Source organism: Pseudohaliea rubra DSM 19751, from assembly GCF_000764025.1.
Classification (GTDB): Bacteria; Pseudomonadota; Gammaproteobacteria; order Pseudomonadales; family Halieaceae; genus Pseudohaliea; species Pseudohaliea rubra.
The window spans coordinates 1-16,427 of the sequence record NZ_KN234770.1; the positions used below are offsets into that span (position 1 = coordinate 1).

The 16,427-nt window shown below is 65.9% G+C and carries 14 protein-coding genes; 6 read left to right on the plus strand and 8 right to left on the minus strand.

Translation table 11 applies throughout. The features are described from left to right. Positions 1-700, plus strand: a 700-nt coding sequence (locus HRUBRA_RS15425) for a Rossmann-fold NAD(P)-binding domain-containing protein (protein WP_035516777.1), incomplete at its 5' end; no start/stop codon positions are given. Here HRUBRA_RS15425 and HRUBRA_RS10000 read toward each other — a convergent pair. From HRUBRA_RS10000 to gmk, 4 genes are all read right to left on the minus strand, one after another. Beyond that, the gene (locus HRUBRA_RS10000) at positions 697-1,080 is read right to left on the minus strand and encodes a Rid family detoxifying hydrolase (RefSeq protein ID WP_035516779.1); all 384 of its coding nucleotides are present in this window, start codon (positions 1,078-1,080) and stop codon (positions 697-699) included. The genes HRUBRA_RS15425 and HRUBRA_RS10000 overlap by 4 nt on opposite strands. Further along, positions 1,077-3,227: a bifunctional GTP diphosphokinase/guanosine-3',5'-bis pyrophosphate 3'-pyrophosphohydrolase gene (spoT, locus tag HRUBRA_RS10005; RefSeq protein ID WP_052094663.1), complete on the minus strand. Its 2,151-nt coding sequence runs from the start codon at positions 3,225-3,227 to the stop codon at positions 1,077-1,079. Before spoT ends, HRUBRA_RS10000 begins: the two co-directional genes overlap by 4 nt. A gap of 24 nt (positions 3,228-3,251) precedes the next feature. Continuing rightward, entirely contained in the window at positions 3,252-3,512 is a 261-nt protein-coding gene (rpoZ, locus tag HRUBRA_RS10010; RefSeq protein ID WP_035516780.1) for a DNA-directed RNA polymerase subunit omega, read from the minus strand. Positions 3,513-3,618: 106 nt separating this feature from the next. Continuing rightward, complete coding sequence (gmk, locus tag HRUBRA_RS10015) at positions 3,619-4,239, minus strand: guanylate kinase (protein ID WP_035516782.1); 621 nt, start codon at positions 4,237-4,239, stop codon at positions 3,619-3,621. Positions 4,240-4,470: 231 nt separating this feature from the next. Here gmk and HRUBRA_RS10020 point away from each other — a divergent pair, with 231 nt between their 5' ends. After that, positions 4,471-6,012: an NADH-quinone oxidoreductase subunit L gene (locus tag HRUBRA_RS10020; protein ID WP_035516783.1), complete on the plus strand. Its 1,542-nt coding sequence runs from the start codon at positions 4,471-4,473 to the stop codon at positions 6,010-6,012. Beyond that, positions 6,009-8,444, plus strand: coding sequence for a YbcC family protein (locus tag HRUBRA_RS10025; protein ID WP_035516785.1), 2,436 nt, complete (start codon positions 6,009-6,011; stop codon positions 8,442-8,444). The genes HRUBRA_RS10020 and HRUBRA_RS10025 overlap by 4 nt, the downstream gene beginning before the upstream one ends. A 473-nt stretch (positions 8,445-8,917) precedes the next feature. On the opposite strand, the gene HRUBRA_RS10030 is transcribed toward HRUBRA_RS10025, so the two are convergent. Continuing rightward, on the minus strand, positions 8,918-9,775 hold the full coding sequence (locus HRUBRA_RS10030; RefSeq protein ID WP_236629843.1) for a YicC/YloC family endoribonuclease: 858 nt from the start codon (positions 9,773-9,775) through the stop codon (positions 8,918-8,920). A 127-nt stretch (positions 9,776-9,902) separates the two neighbouring features. Here HRUBRA_RS10030 and rph point away from each other — a divergent pair, with 127 nt between their 5' ends. Beyond that, the gene (gene rph, locus HRUBRA_RS10035; RefSeq protein ID WP_035516788.1) at positions 9,903-10,625 is read left to right on the plus strand and encodes a ribonuclease PH; all 723 of its coding nucleotides are present in this window, start codon (positions 9,903-9,905) and stop codon (positions 10,623-10,625) included. A gap of 21 nt (positions 10,626-10,646) precedes the next feature. Here the strand turns inward: rph and HRUBRA_RS10040 are convergent, their stop codons facing one another. Continuing rightward, complete coding sequence (locus HRUBRA_RS10040; RefSeq protein ID WP_035516789.1) at positions 10,647-11,411, minus strand: exodeoxyribonuclease III; 765 nt, start codon at positions 11,409-11,411, stop codon at positions 10,647-10,649. A gap of 126 nt (positions 11,412-11,537) precedes the next feature. Between HRUBRA_RS10040 and pyrE the strand changes: the two genes are divergently transcribed. Together pyrE and HRUBRA_RS10050 are read left to right on the plus strand one after the other, a co-directional pair. Further along, complete coding sequence (gene pyrE / locus HRUBRA_RS10045) at positions 11,538-12,182, plus strand: orotate phosphoribosyltransferase (RefSeq protein WP_035516792.1); 645 nt, start codon at positions 11,538-11,540, stop codon at positions 12,180-12,182. Between the two features lie 38 nt (positions 12,183-12,220). After that, positions 12,221-12,892 carry a hypothetical protein gene (locus tag HRUBRA_RS10050; protein WP_236629844.1) on the plus strand — a complete coding sequence of 224 codons (672 nt, stop codon included), beginning with the start codon at positions 12,221-12,223 and terminating at the stop codon, positions 12,890-12,892. Positions 12,893-12,949: 57 nt separating this feature from the next. On the opposite strand, the gene HRUBRA_RS10055 is transcribed toward HRUBRA_RS10050, so the two are convergent. Both HRUBRA_RS10055 and HRUBRA_RS10060 read right to left on the minus strand, forming a co-directional pair. Beyond that, entirely contained in the window at positions 12,950-14,329 is a 1,380-nt protein-coding gene (locus tag HRUBRA_RS10055; RefSeq protein WP_035516794.1) for a DUF1501 domain-containing protein, read from the minus strand. Between the two features lie 21 nt (positions 14,330-14,350). Further along, entirely contained in the window at positions 14,351-16,225 is a 1,875-nt protein-coding gene (locus tag HRUBRA_RS10060) for a DUF1800 domain-containing protein (protein WP_035516795.1), read from the minus strand. Positions 16,226-16,427: the final 202 nt, after the last annotated feature.

The following is a 16,427-nucleotide window of genomic DNA, read 5'->3' on the forward strand; positions in this document are numbered from 1 at the left end:
GGTTGTGCCGCGGGCTGCGGCGCTGGCGCCGGATTTCGTGGTCACCACCTTCAAGCCGCTCGGGCGCGACCAGGCGGGCTACCGCCGGGGCTTCGCCGACGCGGCAGCTTATCTCGCCGAGGCGTTCGCGGCGCGCCCGCCGCGGCGGCTGCTGTTCGTCTCCAGCACGCGGGTGTACGCGGAGCAGGACGGCGGCTGGGTGGACGAGACGAGCCCCCTGGCCACGGCGGCCACGGACCCGGCGGCGGCGGAGATCGTCGCGGCGGAGGACACGCTGGCGGCTGTTGCGCCGGTCGCCCGCCTGCGCTGCGCCGGTATCTACGGCGGCGCCGACGGTTTCCTGCAGCGCCGGGTCGCCAGCGGCAGCCTCTGCCCGCCGACCCCGGTGCACTACAGCAACCGTATCCACCGCGATGACGTCGGCGGCTTCCTCGCCCACCTGCTCACGGCGGCCGCGAAGGGCAGCGCCCTCGCCCCGGCTTACAACGTGGTGGACGATCTGCCGGTGCCGCAGGCGACGGTCGAGGCCTGGCTGGCGGAGCACCTGGGGGTGCCTGAAAGCGAGCGGCGCTACGATGCCCGGCCCCTGTCGCGGGGCCACAAGCGCCTGCGTAACGAGCGGCTCCACGGGAGCGGCTACCGCCTGCGCTACTCCGACTACCGTGCGGGCTATGCCGCGGCTCTCGCGGCGGCAGGCTAGAGCGCGAGCTGCGCCTCGACCTCGATGGCAGCGCCTTTGGGCAGTGCCGCGACCTGCACGCAGGCCCGGGCCGGGTAGGGCGCCTGGAAGAACTCCTCCATGATCCCGTTGACGATGGCGAAGTCGCCGAGATCGGTCAGGGAGATGTTGAGCTTGACGGCGTCATCGAGGCCACCGCCGGCCGCCTCGGCGACGGCGGCCAGGTTGCGGAATACCTGCCTGGCCTGGGCGTCGATAGCGCCGTCAACCAGCGCCATGGTGTCCGGGTCCAGCGGGATCTGACCGGAGAGCCAGGCGATGTTGCCGACCTTCACGGCCTGTGAGTAAGGGCCGATAGCGGCAGGTGCCCGGTCGGTGGAGATCACGGCGCGGTTGGTCATGATGCGTTCCTCTGGTTGCCGGCGCGCGGCTGGTTGGTGACGCGCATCACCCGGCGCACGGTGGCGATGCCGCGCAGCCGTCGCATGATGCGCGCGAGGTGAATACGGTTGTTTACCTGAAGCTCCAGGTCGACATAGGTGAATTGGTAGTCCTTGTCTTCCGTCGAGATTTTCTCGATATTCACGCCCATGCTGTTGATGCGTGTGGCGATGATGGCGATGGTACCGCGCTGATTCTCGACCTCGATACGCAGTTCAGCGGGGAAATCACCCTCGACGTTCTCGTCCCAGCGCAGGGGGATGAGCCGCTCGGGCTTCTCGCGCATCTCGGCCAGGTTGCGGCAGGCTTCCCGGTGCACCACCACGCCGCGCTCGGAGCTCAGGTAGCCGGCGATCGGGTCGCCCGGGAGCGGGCGGCAGCAGCGGGCGTAGGACACCATGAAGCCTTCCGTGCCGCGGATAGCGAGCGGCGCATCGCCCTCCTCCCGCCGCTTCAGCGCAGTGTCTTCGCTGCCACCAAGGAGCTGCTGGGCCACCACGGCGGGCAGCCGCTTGCCGCGGGCGATGTCCTCGAGGAGATCGTCGATGCCGGCGTAGCCGTTGTGGCCCAGGTAATCCTCCAGCGTGTTCTCCGCCAGCTCATCCAGCGCACGCTCGGCGTCGCCCAGGGCCTTGTCGAGGAGGCGGCGGCCCAGGGCGACGGAGTCTTCCCGGGTCTGGTTCTTGAGGAAGTGGCGGATGTTGGTGCGCGCTTTGGCGGTTACCGTGTAGTTGAACCAGGAGGGGTTCGGCCTTGCGCCCGCTGCGGTCAGCACTTCGATCGTCTGCCCGCTCTGCAGCGGTTCTGACAGGGGTGCCAGGCGGCGGTTGATGCGGCAGGCGACGCAACGGTTGCCGAGGTCCGTGTGCACGGCGTAGGCGAAGTCCACCGCCGTGGCGCTCCGGGGCAGCTCCAGGATGCGGCCCTTCGGCGTGAATACGTAGATTTCGTCGGGAAACAGGTCGATCTTGACGTGTTCGATGAACTCCAGCGAGTTGCCGGCCCGCTGCTGCATCTCGAGCAGTCCCTGCACCCACTCCCGCGCGCGGGCATGGCTGCCGCCGGCGGAGCCTGCGTCGCTCTTGTAGAGCCAGTGCGCAGCGATGCCGTTGTTGGCCATGTCCTCCATCTCGCGGGTGCGGATCTGGATCTCGATGGGCACCCCGTGCATACCCTTGGTGACCGTGTGCAGGGACTGGTAGCCATTGGCCTTGGGTATGGCGATGTAGTCCGTGAACTCGCCGGGTACGGGCTTGTAGAGATTGTGCATGCAGCCCAGTACGCGATAGCAGGTGTCCACGGAGTCGACGATGATGCGGAAGGCGTAGATGTCCATGATCTCGGAGAAGGATTTGTTCTTCGAGCGCATCTTCTGGTAGATGCTGTAGAGATGCTTTTCGCGGCCGATGACCTCGGCCTTGTGCCCCTCCTGATTGAGGGTGGACTCGATCTGGTGACGAATCTTCTCCACCAGCTCCTTGCGGTTGCCCCGGGCCTTGCGCATGGCGGCTTCGATGCGTCGGGCGCGCATGGGGTAGAGCGCCGAGAAGCCGAGGTCCTCGAACTCCATGCGCACAGCGTTCATGCCCAGGCGCATGGCGATGGGCGCATAGATGTCGAGGGTCTCCCGGGCGATGCGCCTGGCTTTTTCTGCCGGCAGCACGCCGAGCGTACGCATGTTGTGCAGCCGGTCGGCGAGCTTCACCAGAATGACGCGAATGTCCCGCGCCATGGCCAGCGCCATTTTCTGGAAGTTCTCGGCCTGCTTTTCCTCGAGGCTCTCGAACTCCATCTGCGTCAGCTTGCTGACGCCGTCGACGAGCTCGGCCACGGCATCACCGAACTGGCGGCCGATGGCGGCCTTGTTGATGCCCGTATCTTCAATGACATCGTGCAGCATGGCCGCCATGAGGCTCTGGTGGTCCATGTGCATGCCCGCGAGGATATTCGCGACGGCCAGCGGATGGGTGACGTAGGGCTCGCCGCTGCGACGGGTCTGGCCGTAGTGGGCCTGCTCGGCAAAGTAATAGGCGCGCCGGACCTGGCGGGTCTGGTCAGCCTCGAGATAAGTGCGCAGGGTGGCGTCGAGGGCGTCGATGGTCTGCATCAGGCCCCCGCAGTCACGCCGGGATCAGAGGCTGTCGCGCCCACCCATGACTTCGGCGAGTTCTTCCTCGGCATCGAGCTCATCCTCACGCGCCAGCATGTCGCCGGTCACCAGGCCTTCTGCGATCTCGCGCAGGGCGATGACGGTCGGCTTGTCGGACTCTTCCTGGACCATCGGGTCCTTGCCCCCGGTCGCGAGCTGGCGGGCGCGCTTGCTGGCCAGCATGACGAGTTCAAAGCGGTTTTCCACGTTCTCGAGGCAATCTTCTACGGTTACACGTGCCATGGCTAGGGGGCTTCCTGGTCGATCACTAAGTCGGCGCACGCGGGCAGGCGCGCGCCGGAGAACGGCACAGTATACAGGAGCCTACCGGGCCGCAGGCAAGGGCCCCTCAGGCGAGGAGGCGCTGGAGGATCCCGGCGTGTCGTTCACCCTGGGCGCGGGTACGCAGGCGGCAGCTGTGAACGATGGTCGCGAGATCGTCCCGGGCGCGCTCGAAGTCGTCGTTGAACACCAGGTAGTCATACTCTACATAGTGGGACATCTCGGTTACTGCCTGGGCCATGCGCCGGGCAATGGTCTCCGGGTCGTCCTGGCCTCGACCCGTGAGTCGCGCGTGCAGCGTTTCCCGCGACGGCGGCAGGATGAAGATAGAGCAGGTCTCCGGCATCAGGCGCTTCACCTGCTGGGCGCCCTGCCAGTCGATCTCCAGAATGACATCCGAGCCGGTCGCGAGGCGCTCCTGCACGCGGGCCTGGGCGGTGCCGTAGTAGTTGCCGAAGACCTCGGCGTGCTCCAGGAAGGCGCCCTCGGCGAGCATGGTCTGGAAGCTGGCCGGCTCCACGAAGTGGTAGTTGACGCCGTCCACTTCGCCCCGCCGCTGCGGTCGCGTGGTGTGGGAGACGGAGACCGCGAGCCCTGGTACGAGGGCCACCAGCGCCTCGACCAGGCTGGTCTTGCCGGCCCCGCTGGGCGCGGAAATCGTGAAGAGAGTGCCGGTGGCCGTGCTCATGCTCTGGTTCCGTTCTTGCGGCTGCTGCCGGGGTCCACCGGGCCTCCGTCGCCTGCGTCCCGGGCTCGCTAAGGTATGCCAGCCGCGGCCCGGTTTCAATCACGGGTCCCACGGCGTTTACCCTAAAGCAAAAGAGTTAATATAAAAAGAACGATAGAATATTAAATATCTATTTTACAGAATATAGCCTGCCCGTAATACTGCCGCCCAATCACTACTGGGAGGCTCCCCATGACCGGAAACTGGACAGATCTCGCCCTGCTGCTTGTTCCCCTCGTCTACCTGCTGTCGGCGGGTCTCGCGGGCCTGACGGGGCCGCGCGCAGGTTGGCGACTGGTGCAGGGCGGCAGTGGCCTCGCGCTTGCCCTGGCGTTGGTCCTGGACTTTGCGCCCGCGCCGGTCTCCGGCTGGTTTCTGCACGATCCGCTGAACAGCATTGTGCTCTCCCTGGTCGCCTTCGTCGGTCTGGTGGTGGCCCGCTTCAGCACTCATTACCTGGAGGGTGACACCGGGCAGGACCGCTTCCAGCGCTGGTTGCAGCTGACCCTGGCCTGCGTGGCGGTAGTGGTAACCACCAACCACTTCCTCGTGCTGCTGCTGGCCTGGGCCGGAATCAGCCTGAGCATGCACCGGCTCCTCATGTTCTATCCCGAGCGCAAGCGCGCCGCCCTGGCGGCTCACAAGAAGTTCCTCTTCGCCCGCCTGGCGGAACTGTGCCTCGCCGCGGCCGGATGCCTGCTCTACCTCGAACACGGCACGCTCTATATCGACGGCATGCTTGCCGGTTACGGCGCCCCCGGGACGACCCTGGGTCTGCGCGAGCAACTGGCGGCCCTGCTTATCGCCAGTGCCGCCATGATCAAGTGCGCGCAGTTCCCGATGCACGGCTGGCTGATTCAGGTGGTGGAAGCGCCGACCCCGGTCTCCGCGCTGCTGCACGCCGGCATCATCAACCTCGGCGGTTACCTGCTCCTGCTCATGGCACCGCTTATGGTTCATGCAGCCCCGGCCAAGGGCCTGCTGCTGGTTGTGGCGGGCCTTACCTGTGTGATTGCCGCGCTGATTACCATGACCCGGGTCAGCATCAAGGTGCTGCTGGCCTGGTCTACGGTCGCCCAGATGGGCCTGATGCTGGTGGAGTGTGCTCTCGGCCAGTACGGGCTTGCCCTGCTCCACCTGGTTGCTCACTCCTGCTATAAGGCTTACTGCTTCCTTGCCGCCGGCGGCCAGGTAGAGGCCTACCTGCGACAGCGGCTGGCCCCGCCGGCCCCCGCGCCGCGATGGGCAGCTCCCGGCTTTGCCGTGGCGGTGCTCGCCCTCTTCGGCGGCCTCGCCGTCCCGGGCCTGCTGGCAGCAGATGCGAGCCTCTGGCTGCTCTTCGCCCTCATGGCTCTGGTGCTGGTCAGCGAGCGCGGCAGTGTCCTGGTGCGCGGCTCCGCGCTGCGGGTCCTCGCGGTGGCTGGCGCGCTGACCATTGCCTATGCCCTGCAGAAACTCCTCTTTACTGCCCTCGCCCCTGCCGCTGCGGCGCCGGGCCTGGCTGCGACGTTCTGGTGTATGGCCCTCTTCCTGGGCCTCCTCGGCGCCTACTGGCTGCTGCGCTGTCGCCCTGACAGCCCGCTGGCCCGGCGTCTGTACCGCAACCTTTACGCTGGCCTCTATCTTGATGAATGGTCCACGCGGATAACGCTCGCTATCTGGCCGGCCAAGCTGCCGCTGAGAGCGACCAGTAAGCAAGTACTCACAATCAAGTCCCTGGAGGCAACCCGATGAGCAGTAACGACCCGCGCGCCGACGCCTTGCGCAAGGCCGCCATCAGTGCCGGCAGCCGCATTGCCCCGACCTGGCCCCTGGACCAGCTCATCGCCGTGAATCCCTGGTGGGAGCTGCGCGGTCAATCCCTGCCGGCAGTATCCGCACGGCTCTCGGTGCTCGGACAGGTGGACTGCCTCATGCCCCGGGACTGGTACCGCGCCCGCTGGCAGCGGGAGATCCACCTTGAGCACCTGGCCGCTGCCGCCGCCGAGACAGGCCTGCCCCTGGACGAAAAAGTGCTCCTGGCCTGGCTCGATGGCGAGGATCAGCTTGCGCACTGGCACAACTTCAGCGACCAGGTGGACGGCACCCGGGACCTGGAGCGGCAGGTGAGCTGGCACGACGAGATCGTGCACCAGGTCAGCCAGTGCTGCGCCAGCCTCTTCAGCAGCGGTACACCCCTGCCCGCGGCCCCCGAGGCGAGCCTCTACGGCGCCTGGCTCGAGGTGATCCGCAACGACCGGGGCATTGAGATCATGATGGGCGAGCGCGGCCTGCACCGGCAGTTCGATGCACTCCCGGACGACGAGGACAGCCTTTTCAGCGCCGCTGCGGATGCTTTCGAGCTCGGTCCCGAGCTCGCCGAGGATTATTTCCACGCCCTGCTGCTGGAGATCAACGGCTGGGCTTCCTGGGTTGCCTACCTGCGCTGGCAGGCCGGCCTCGCCGGCAGCGAAGATGACCGCATGCCTTCCCTGGTGGCGATCCGCCTGGCCTGGGAGCTCGCCCTCTGGCGGCACCATGCCGAGCAACACGCAGAGACCTCAGCGGTCGTCCGTCGCCAGTGGCGGCAGCAGTTCGAGCGCCTGCCTGAACTCCTCCGCCAGCACCGGGAGGCTCAGCGCCCGGCCTGGACCTGGCAGCGCGCTGCCGAGCTTGCCTTTCAGGGCTCGCTCCACGACAGCCTGCTGGCTCCCGTGCCCGCGGCCCCCGCGGCCGCCCGGCCGGCACTGCAGGCCGTGTTCTGCATCGATGTGCGCTCGGAGGTTTACCGCCGCGCCCTGGAAGCGCAGGATCCATCAATCCAGACCCTCGGCTTCGCCGGCTTCTTTGGTCTGCCCATCGCCTATGCACCGGCCGGAAGCGCCTACGAGCGCCCGCAGCTCCCGGGGCTGCTGCCCCCCGCGTTGACGGTGGTTGAAGCGGAAGGCGAGGACGGCCTCGTCGCCCGCAGCCAGTCTTTCAACCGGCGGGCTCGCTGGGAGGCCTTCGGCAAGAAGGCCCCGGCCGCTTTCGGTTTCGTCGAGGCTGCCGGCGTCGGCTATGCCCTGCAGCTGCTCCGGGAAAGCTTTCTGGGCGCCGCCCCGGCGCACCCCGTGAACACGCATTGCGGCCACGGCGCGCGCTTCGAGTTGCGCCAGGACGGCAAAGCCCTTGACGCCGCCGCCCAGGCCGGACTGGTGGCCGGGATTCTTGGCGCCATGACGCTCACGAAGGTGTTCGCTCCGGTGGTGGTCCTCGCCGGCCACGGCAGTAGTACGCGCAACAACCCGCACGCCGCGGGCCTGGACTGCGGCGCCTGTGGCGGCCAGACCGGCGAGGTGAATGTGCGCGTGCTCGCTCAGGTGCTCAACGACATGACCGTGCGCACGCACCTCGCCGGTGACCACGGCATCTCGATTCCCGCGGATACGCGCTTTGTCGCTGCGCTGCACGACACGACCACGGACGAGCTCCGGCTCCTCGATGTGCTCCCTGCAAGCGACGCTCCGCTGGCCGACTGGCTTGCCGCCGCGAGCACCACTACGCGCCGTGAGCGTGCCGCCCGCCTGGGCGTGACGCCTGCTCGCAGCGACCGGGACCTGCCGGCCCGCAGCCGCGACTGGTCGCAGGTACGCCCTGAATGGGGCCTCGCCGGCAATGCCTGCTTCATCGTCGCCCCGCGCGGGCGCAGCCGTCATCTGGACCTCGCCGGCCGCAGTTTCCTGCACGATTACGACTGGCGCGCGGATGCCAAAAACGACTACCCGGTGCTGGAGCTGATCATGACGGCCCCTATGGTGGTCACGCACTGGATCAATATGCAGTACAACGCCTCGGTCACGGACCCGACCCGCTACGGTTCGGGCAACAAGGTCCTGCACAACGTGGTCGGTGGTAATCTCGGCGTCTTCGAGGGCAACGGCGGTGACCTGCGCATCGGCCTGCCGCTGCAGTCGGTCCACGACGGCGACGACTGGGTCCACCCCCCGCTCCGTCTTTCGGTCTACCTGGACGCCCCGGCCGAGGCGATCGCCGCCATCGCCGACAGGCACGAGGTTGTCCGCGAGCTCATCGACAATGAGTGGCTCTACCTGTTCCGCCTCGACGACGAGGCAGGGGAGATCCAGCGCCTGCACCGCGGCCGGTGGTCGGTGGCGGCTTCGTCGGAGGCGTCGGTGGCGGCTTAGGAACAAGCGCGGGGTTCTTTTCCGGCGTTGGGTGGCGGCGTCCCCCGGAACGCCCGCCCGGGACACGCTACAAGCACATCCCTGTGCGCTCGGCTGCGGCCATCCATGGCCGCAGACGGTCCCGGGCGGGCGTTCCGGCGCACGCCTTCGCCGATAATCCGTTGCCAGTCAGTTACCGCTTCAGGTCTTCGATACCAGAAAGCGTCGGTCTTCAGCCAACGCTCAGATGTACGTCTTCGTTACGGTGGCGTTGACTACAGCGCAACGCATCGGCCCTGCTTAGTCCTCAACGATATGCCTCGAAGGCGGGGTGCCGGAGAGGGCCCAGCGGAACGTCGCCGGCCACGGATGGCCGGCGTCGAGCGCACAGGGATGTGCTTGTAGCGGTTCCGCTGGGCCCTCTCCGGCAGCCCGCCGCCACCGCACATTGAGAAGAACACCAACGAATACCAACGAGCGCCCAGCCCAGGCCACTACTCGATGTTCTGAACCTGTTCCCGGATCTGCTCGATGAGGACCTTGAGCTCGATGGCGCCCTGGGTCTGGGTGATGCCGGTGGACTTCGACGAGAGCGTGTTGGCCTCGCGGTTGAGCTCCTGCATGAGGAAATCGAGACGGCGGCCGCAGGGGCCGCCGGCGTCGAGGACGCGGCGGACCTCGGCGACGTGGGCGTCGAGGCGGTCCAGCTCTTCATCGACATCCGTTTTCTGGGCCAGGTAGGCGAGCTCCTGCTCCAGACGATCGGTGTCCAGCGCCTGCGTCAGCTCCGCGAGGCGCTGCCGCAGGCGGGTCTGCTGGTGCTCGCGGAGCGCCGGGACCCGGGCGCGGACCGCATCCACCTCGCGGGCTACGGCATCGATGCGATCGCGGACCAGGACGGCGAGCCGTGCGCCCTCCCGGGCGCGGGTTTCCCTGAGCGAGGCGAGAGCCTCGTCAAAGACCGCCCGTGCTTCGCGGGTGATTTCATCTTCCGCCGGGGAGGCAGTGCGGGCAACGCCGGGGAACTGCAGCACCGCCAGGGGGTCGGGTTTAGCGACCGTGTCCTCTTCGCCGGCGATCTCCCGGCAGGCGTCGAGTACCTGGGTAAGACGCGCCCGGTCCAGCTCCAGGGGGCGGTCGCCAGGGGTCGTCTGCAGGCGTACCAGGCAGTCCACCTTGCCGCGATCGAGAGCCTTGCCGAGTGCCTCGCGGAAAGCGGGCTCGAGGGAGCGCAGCTCTTCGGGGAGCTTGAAATGGCAGTCCAGGTAGCGGTGATTGACACTGCGTAGCTCTACCACCAGCGTGCCCACAGCGGCGCCGGCGCCGGCGCCGGCGCGGGCGAATGCCGTCATGCTGTTGATCATCGCTTTGCAGCCTCCGGGATCCAGGGTGGTGGCTGCCATGCTAGCACGGGGACGCTGCCCCTCCGGTCACGTATACTCCCGGCCCCTGCCCAGGATAGACAGAGACGGAGGCTCCATGCAGCGACCCAGCGGCCGACGGCCCGACCAGTTGCGCGACATCAGTATCACCCGCCAGTTCACCCGTCACGCCGAGGGCTCCGTGCTCGTCGCCTTCGGGCACACGCAGGTCATCTGCACGGCCTCCGTAGAAGAGGGCGTGCCCCGCTTTCTCCGCGGTCGGGGCCAGGGCTGGCTCACCGCCGAGTACGGTATGCTGCCGCGCTCCACAGGCACGCGCATGGGTCGAGAGGCCGCGCGCGGTCGGCAGGGCGGGCGGACGCAGGAGATTCAGCGCCTTATCGGGCGCTCCCTGCGCGCCGGCATGGACCTGTCGAAGCTCGGCGAGAACACCATCACCATCGATTGTGACGTTATTCAGGCCGACGGCGGCACGCGCACCGCGGCGATCACCGGCGCCTGTGTGGCTCTGGTTGATGCGCTGAACGGTATGCAGCGCGACAAGCGGCTCCTTGAGGATCCGCTCCTCGGCCTCGTGGCGGCAGTGTCTGTCGGCGTCGTCGACGGCGTACCGGTGCTGGATCTCGATTACGTCGAGGATTCCACGGCGCATACGGACATGAACGTGGTCATGGGTGAAGACGGCGGTTTTATCGAGGTGCAGGGCACCGCCGAGGGCGCGCCTTTCGAGCGCGGCGCCCTTGATGCCATGCTCGACCTGGCCACGGCGGGGATTGGCGAACTGGTGGCGCGGCAGCGCGAGGTGCTGGCCTCAGGGTAGGGCTCGGGTCCCGGAGCCGCCTCAGACCTCGAGATCGTAATCCATGATCAGCGGGGCATGGCTGGAGAAAGCCTGCCCCTTGTAGATGGCGCCGTGCTCGACCTTGAAGCGCAGGCCCTCGGAGATGATCTGCAGGTCTGTGCGCCAGCCGCCGCTGTCGCGGTCGCCGTCGGGCCACCAGGTGTACTCGTCGGCATCGCGGCTTATCTCGCGGAAGGCATCTACATAACCGCTGGCCAGCAGCTCGTCCATCCACTGGCGCTCTTCTCCGAGGAACCCCGGCTGGCCGCTGGCGCTCTCCGTGTCGGCGACATCGGCAGCGCTCGGGGCGATCTGCCAGTTACCACAGATGATGAACTGGCGGCGCTTGTTGCGGACTTTTTGCAGGTGGTGGCCGTAAAGGTCGAAGAACTGCTGCCGGCGTGCCAGTGCCTCGCCATCGCCGGCCGCCGCCTGGGGCGCGAGGAGGCAGCCGACGCTGACATCCTGATAGTCTGCCTGGATATAGCGCCCTTCCATATCAAACTCGGCAAAGCCCAGTCCGGTCATGATCGCCTTGGGCAGTTTACGGCAGTAAATGGCGACGCCGTTGGCCTTGCCGTTCACATCGTCGAAGAAGTAGCCGTTGTAATCTCCGGGGAAGTACTTGTCGTCCTGCAGGTCGTACTCCGAGCAGCGCAGGTCCTGAATGCAGATGAAATCCGCATCCTGGTCGCCCAGCCATTCGTAGAGCCCTTTCCCGGCCGCTTCCCTCAGGCCGTCAGCACTGAAGCTGATGATTCGCATTCCGTACCCCCTTATGACGGCGCTATGATACAGAAACGTGTCGTGCCAGAATACTGAGTTGCATCAAGGAATGGCCCTCCGGGGCTCTTTCGGGCGCTCGCCCCACGCCAGGAGGAAGGCACAGCCATGGAGGACTACCAGCGCGCTTTCATCGAGCTTGCGCGGCGCTATGACGTGCTGCGCTTCGGTGAGTTCACCCTCAAATCGGGCCGCCAGAGCCCCTATTTCTTCAATGCCGGAGCCTTCGCCACGGGCGCGGCGCTGGCTGCCCTGGGCCGCTGCTATGCCCGCTGCATTGTCGATGCGGGCGTCGCTTTCGACGTGCTCCTCGGGCCCGCCTACAAGGGCATTCCCCTGGCCGCGACGACTGCCGTGGCCCTGGCGGACCACCACGAGCGCGACGTGCCCTTTGCCTACAACCGCAAGGAGGCCAAGGATCACGGCGAGGGCGGTTCGCTGGTCGGTGCGCCGCTTGCTGGCCGGGTACTGGTGATCGACGACGTCATCACCGCCGGGACGGCCGTCGGCGAGGTCATTGCCATGATCGAGGCCGCCGGGGCGCGCCTTGCGGGGGTGGTGATCGGCCTGGATCGTCGGGAGCGGGGCCAGGGTGAGCGTTCAGCGGTACAGGAGATCGCCGGGCGTCACGGCGTGCCGGTACTGTCGATCGTCCACATGGGCCACCTCATCGATTACCTCCGCGAGCGCGATGATGCGCCGGCCGGGGCCCTTGAGGCCATGCTGGCCTACCGCGAGCAGTACGGCGTTTGACTTGTTACCGGCTGCCGCGGCGCCTATATTGCCGAGGGATGAGCGCGCGTATCGCCACCCGGGGGTTCTTGCTGGCCCTCCTTGCGGCAGGCACCGTCGAAGCCCGGCCGATGTACCGTTATATCAACGACGAGGGCGTGGCCGTCGTCGCCTACCAGGTGCCTCCGGAACACGTCGCCAAGGGCTATGAGATCCTCAACGACAAGGGCGTCATCATCGATGTGGTACCGCGCAGCCTGACGGCGGAGGAGCGGGCCAACATGAACTCCGAAGAGCGCCTTGCCCGGGCGGCGGAAGAGGAGCGCGAGCGGCTGCAGCTGTGGGATCAGTCCCTGCTCCTGCGCTACAGCTCCGTAGAGGACATCGAGGCGGCCCGGGACCGGGCGCTCCGTGACCTGCGAATCCGCGTCAGCATCCTAAAGGGTAAACAGCGGTCCCTGCGCCAGCAGGTGGAGAACTACCAGGCCCAGGCCGCCGATCAGGAGCGTCGGGGCGAGCTGGCGAACCCGGCCCACCTCGAGGCCATCGAGGCCCTGCGCCGGGAAATGGTCCAGGCCGAGCGAAGCATGATCGAGCGCGAGCGTGAGATCAGCGAGGTTGTGGCATCTTACGAGCGCGATATCGAACGTTTCCGGACGCTGCTGGAGGTTGTGGAGCTGCGCAAGCGCATGACCGGTGGCGGGCAGCCGGACGGCGACCGCGCTGATTGAACAGGCCAGCAGGGCCTTTACCCCGGGGCTGGTAATGGGGACGCTACCAGGGCTGACTCACGTTCTGAACAGTCCGGTAAGGGGCTGTGAACTGAAGTTGGCAAGGTTGGGCAGCGCTTCACTGACTGCTGCCTGGGACAAACCCAGCCAGATACCGAGGGCCGCGGCGTATTGATCCACCGCAATGGTGGGAATGAGTCTGCCACCGCCCGCATCCTGATCATGGCCCAGGGTTGCTGGGGGCACGGTGCCCAGGATTTGGCCGCCTTGTACAGCGCCCCCCATCACCAGATGATGCCCGCCCCAGCCGTGATCGGTGCCATCGCCGTTTACCGCCAGCGTACGCCCGAAATCAGAGGCGGTGAACAGGGTTACACTGTTGCCCAGTCCCATGTCCTCCATCGCGTTGTTGAAGGCGAGTAACGAGGTATCCATGGTCTGCATGAGTTGGGGCAGCGTCCGCGCCTGATTCGAGTGGCTGTCGAAGCCTCCTGCGCCAACGATAAACAGCTGGCGCCGGACACCGAGGGCCTGACGGGCAGCGATGGTGCGAGCCACGGCCCGCAGTTGGAGCCCGAGACCGGTCGAGGGGAAGGGGTTATCAGGGTTGGGAGCGGCAGCCAGGGCGCGGGCGAAATCGCGGTTCGCAGAAAAACCCCGGATCATGGCATCGGCGGTATCCCGAACCAGCACATGCCCGCTGGCCGCCTTGCGCGCGTCCAACATGGCTGAGAAAGCCGTCAAACTGCTGTTGGCTTCAACGTCTAAAAGCTCCGCCAGTTCGAATTCTGTCGGTCCCGCTACGTTGACCTGATAGGGCACGTTCTGCCGCCCGGTAAGAAACAGGTCGGCGCCGCCGCCGGTCACTGTGGTGAAGGTAGCGTCACGGTTCAGTTTGCTGCCGATCAGCGCATCGGCAAAGAGACCGCCCCAGCCGTACTGGGCCCCTTCCGGAGCGCTGGCCTGCCAGACCGATTGCTGATCGTTGTGTGAAAAGAGGCGAGGGGGCAAAGGTACGGAGCGGGCCTCCAGTGAGGCGCGGTTGGTTGCAGTGACCAACGGGCCGACATTGCCGACCCAGCTCAGCCGTCCCCTGTCGAATAACGACTTGAGCCCGCTTAATTCAGGGGGCAGTGCGAACGATCGACTGCCGTTTTCGCTGCTGATCGCACCTTCCAGCGGGAGTAATTTACTGCGCAGCCGATTGGTGCCGTACTGAGCCAGCAGTGGTTCCCGCAGTCGGGCGTAGTCGTTCCAGCTGGCCGTATCGGCAGGGATCAGCACGTCATGGCAATCGAGCCCGCCAAAAAGGAAGACACAGACCAGGGCGCGATAGTCGTCGGTTGTCTGGGCGTTCAGGGCGCGGCTGAGGGGCGCCCCCGCGAGTAGCAGGCCGGTGTCGCGCAGGAAACGGCGACGATCGAGATGGATTGGCATTCGTTGGTGCCTCCGCCCTTGTCAGCGCTGTACCCAATAGTCAGGGGCGCTCATGATCAGGTTGATGGCAATCATGGCGCGCAGTTCCCGGCCGCTGTTGTCATCGTCGGTGAGGGGAATCTCGCTGACATAGTCTTGTAGCATGGCGATCGTGGTGTCGGACAACTGCCCACCGGTAAGCAACGTGTCGAGATGCGCCAGCAGCGCCGGAACGTCATCGGCAAGGGCTGTTTCTCGACTGTAGTCGGGAATGAAGCTGCTCCGCGCCAGTGCCGGGTCAAAGTCGACTTCGGCGAAGGCGGCCAGCTGACGGTACTCGTCGAGCTCGGCGTCCGCCGTGCGCCCGAAGATGAAGAAGCTCATGGTGTTGTTGTACCCGGGGATGGAAGCGGCGTTGGTGATTTGCAGTTCAGGTACGGTCATCCCCAGGGCGCCACTTTCAGTACCCGGTGGTGTGAAACCGGGGCGATAAAAGTTAAAGACTGACGGTGCCCGGAACGGGTGCTGACCAAAGAGGGACGGGGCGGACAGGTCCCATAGCTCGGTCGTGTATTCGGGGGTCAGCGTGCTCACCTTGAAGGCCCGGGCCCATTGGGTAAGACGTAATACTGGCTCGCGCAGCTTGCCGAAGCGAGCCGGCCTGCCGGGCTCGAAATTCTCCGGGTCCAGCAGAATGGCGGCGAGGGTGGCTGCGAGATCGCCCTTGCGGCCGTCGCCCACGGTGCCGCCATCGGGCAGCGGGTACCGGCCACGGTCAAAGGCGGCGGCAACCCTGGCGACATAGGCGGGGTCTGGGTCGGAGGTGGTGAAACGCTGGACCAGCTGTCGGGCAACAAATGGGCCGACATTGGGGTGCTCTATGATGTGATCGAGGGCCATGGTGATGCTGTCTTCAGCACTGGTACCCGCAGGGATCGTCAGGCTGAGGAAGGTTTTCTCAAGAGGCGAATGCAGCTCCGGGTAGACCACCATGGGTTGCCGCCAGCTTGCGAGCACCTCCGGGTCTTCGCCGCCGTCTTCATAGGTGACTGTTCGGTCAAGCCCTGTAAAGACCCGGGCCAGGCCCGTGATGTCTCTGTTGTCGTATAATTCAACGACATCGCCACTGCTATCCCGCCGGGGACTACCGTCAGGGTTCAACGCGACCAGCCCCAGGGTGAACAGTTGCAGCAGCTCCCGGGCGTAGTTCTCATCGGGCATCCGGCCGGTGGTCGCATCGCCTTTCTGATTTCCCATATAGGTAAGGTAGAAACCCATGCCTGGTGACCAGGTGATGGCCTCCAGGAGGTCCCGGTAGTTACCGAAGGCGTGTTGCGTCAGGAGCTGTTGATGGTAGGCCACTGCTTCGGGTATGTCGGTGAGCTGGTCGCCCCCCGCGTTCGACACCACCAGTAGTTGCGAGAGGGCATAAACCATGCGCTGGCGCAATTGATCCTCCCCCCCGATAGCCTGACGCCAGAATGCGAAGGTGGTGGCGGCCTCATTCCAGGGATTGAATTCGATGTAGGCCAGGCGGGCCTGATAGTCATCGAGCATGCCCAGGTAGTCAGCCGGCGGTGCGTCCATTTCTGCACGAAACCATGCCGAAATAGAGGTACCGGTATGGTCGTTGAGATCGGTTGGCGTTGCGCCGAAGGTGGCCTGCGCCAGAAAACGCGCTGTACTTGCTTCGGTAGCGAAAACGAGCCTGTCGTCGATCAGCTCTGCTTCTGCTTCTGCTTCTGCTTCTGGTTCTGGCTCTGGCTCTGGCTCAGCCACGCCGCTAGCGCCCGAGGTGTCAGCGATCGGCGGTGGACGTTGCGTTGCCTCGGAGTAGCCACCACCACCGCCACCACCACCGCAAGCGGCCAGGCTCAAAGCCACCATGACCGAGGTCAGAAGAACGTGTGAACGCATACGGCGAGCTTCCGGGCAAGAGCATTTATCATAAGAACTTTTGCCGTGTGTCATACACTACGGCCAAGACACAGAGGCCATGCATGGCATTATCAGGGTTGGATGGCTAAAAAACGGAGCAGTTCAAAGATGGCATACGCTACTGTGACGCCCCGGTTTTCCTGTGGTCGGAACCGGGGAGAGTGAGGCTGGAGGTTGGGCG

Bases quoted from the DNA above. Each gene is read 5' to 3' on its own strand.
- rph (WP_035516788.1), top strand. From the start codon at position 9,903: ATGCAGCGACCCAGCGGCCGACGGCCCGACCAGTTGCGCGACATCAGT.
- gmk (WP_035516782.1), bottom strand. From the start codon at position 4,239: ATGAGCACGGCCACCGGCACTCTCTTCACGATTTCCGCGCCCAGCGGG.
- pyrE (WP_035516792.1), top strand. From the start codon at position 11,538: ATGGAGGACTACCAGCGCGCTTTCATCGAGCTTGCGCGGCGCTATGAC.
- HRUBRA_RS10040 (WP_035516789.1), bottom strand. From the start codon at position 11,411: ATGCGAATCATCAGCTTCAGTGCTGACGGCCTGAGGGAAGCGGCCGGG.
- spoT (WP_052094663.1), bottom strand. From the start codon at position 3,227: ATGCAGACCATCGACGCCCTCGACGCCACCCTGCGCACTTATCTCGAG.
- HRUBRA_RS10030 (WP_236629843.1), bottom strand. From the start codon at position 9,775: ATGACGGCATTCGCCCGCGCCGGCGCCGGCGCCGGCGCCGCTGTGGGC.
- HRUBRA_RS10020 (WP_035516783.1), top strand. From the start codon at position 4,471: ATGACCGGAAACTGGACAGATCTCGCCCTGCTGCTTGTTCCCCTCGTC.
- HRUBRA_RS10025 (WP_035516785.1), top strand. From the start codon at position 6,009: ATGAGCAGTAACGACCCGCGCGCCGACGCCTTGCGCAAGGCCGCCATC.
- rpoZ (WP_035516780.1), bottom strand. From the start codon at position 3,512: ATGGCACGTGTAACCGTAGAAGATTGCCTCGAGAACGTGGAAAACCGC.
- HRUBRA_RS10055 (WP_035516794.1), bottom strand. From the start codon at position 14,329: ATGCCAATCCATCTCGATCGTCGCCGTTTCCTGCGCGACACCGGCCTG.
- HRUBRA_RS10050 (WP_236629844.1), top strand. From the start codon at position 12,221: ATGAGCGCGCGTATCGCCACCCGGGGGTTCTTGCTGGCCCTCCTTGCG.
- HRUBRA_RS10000 (WP_035516779.1), bottom strand. From the start codon at position 1,080: ATGACCAACCGCGCCGTGATCTCCACCGACCGGGCACCTGCCGCTATC.
- HRUBRA_RS10060 (WP_035516795.1), bottom strand. From the start codon at position 16,225: ATGCGTTCACACGTTCTTCTGACCTCGGTCATGGTGGCTTTGAGCCTG.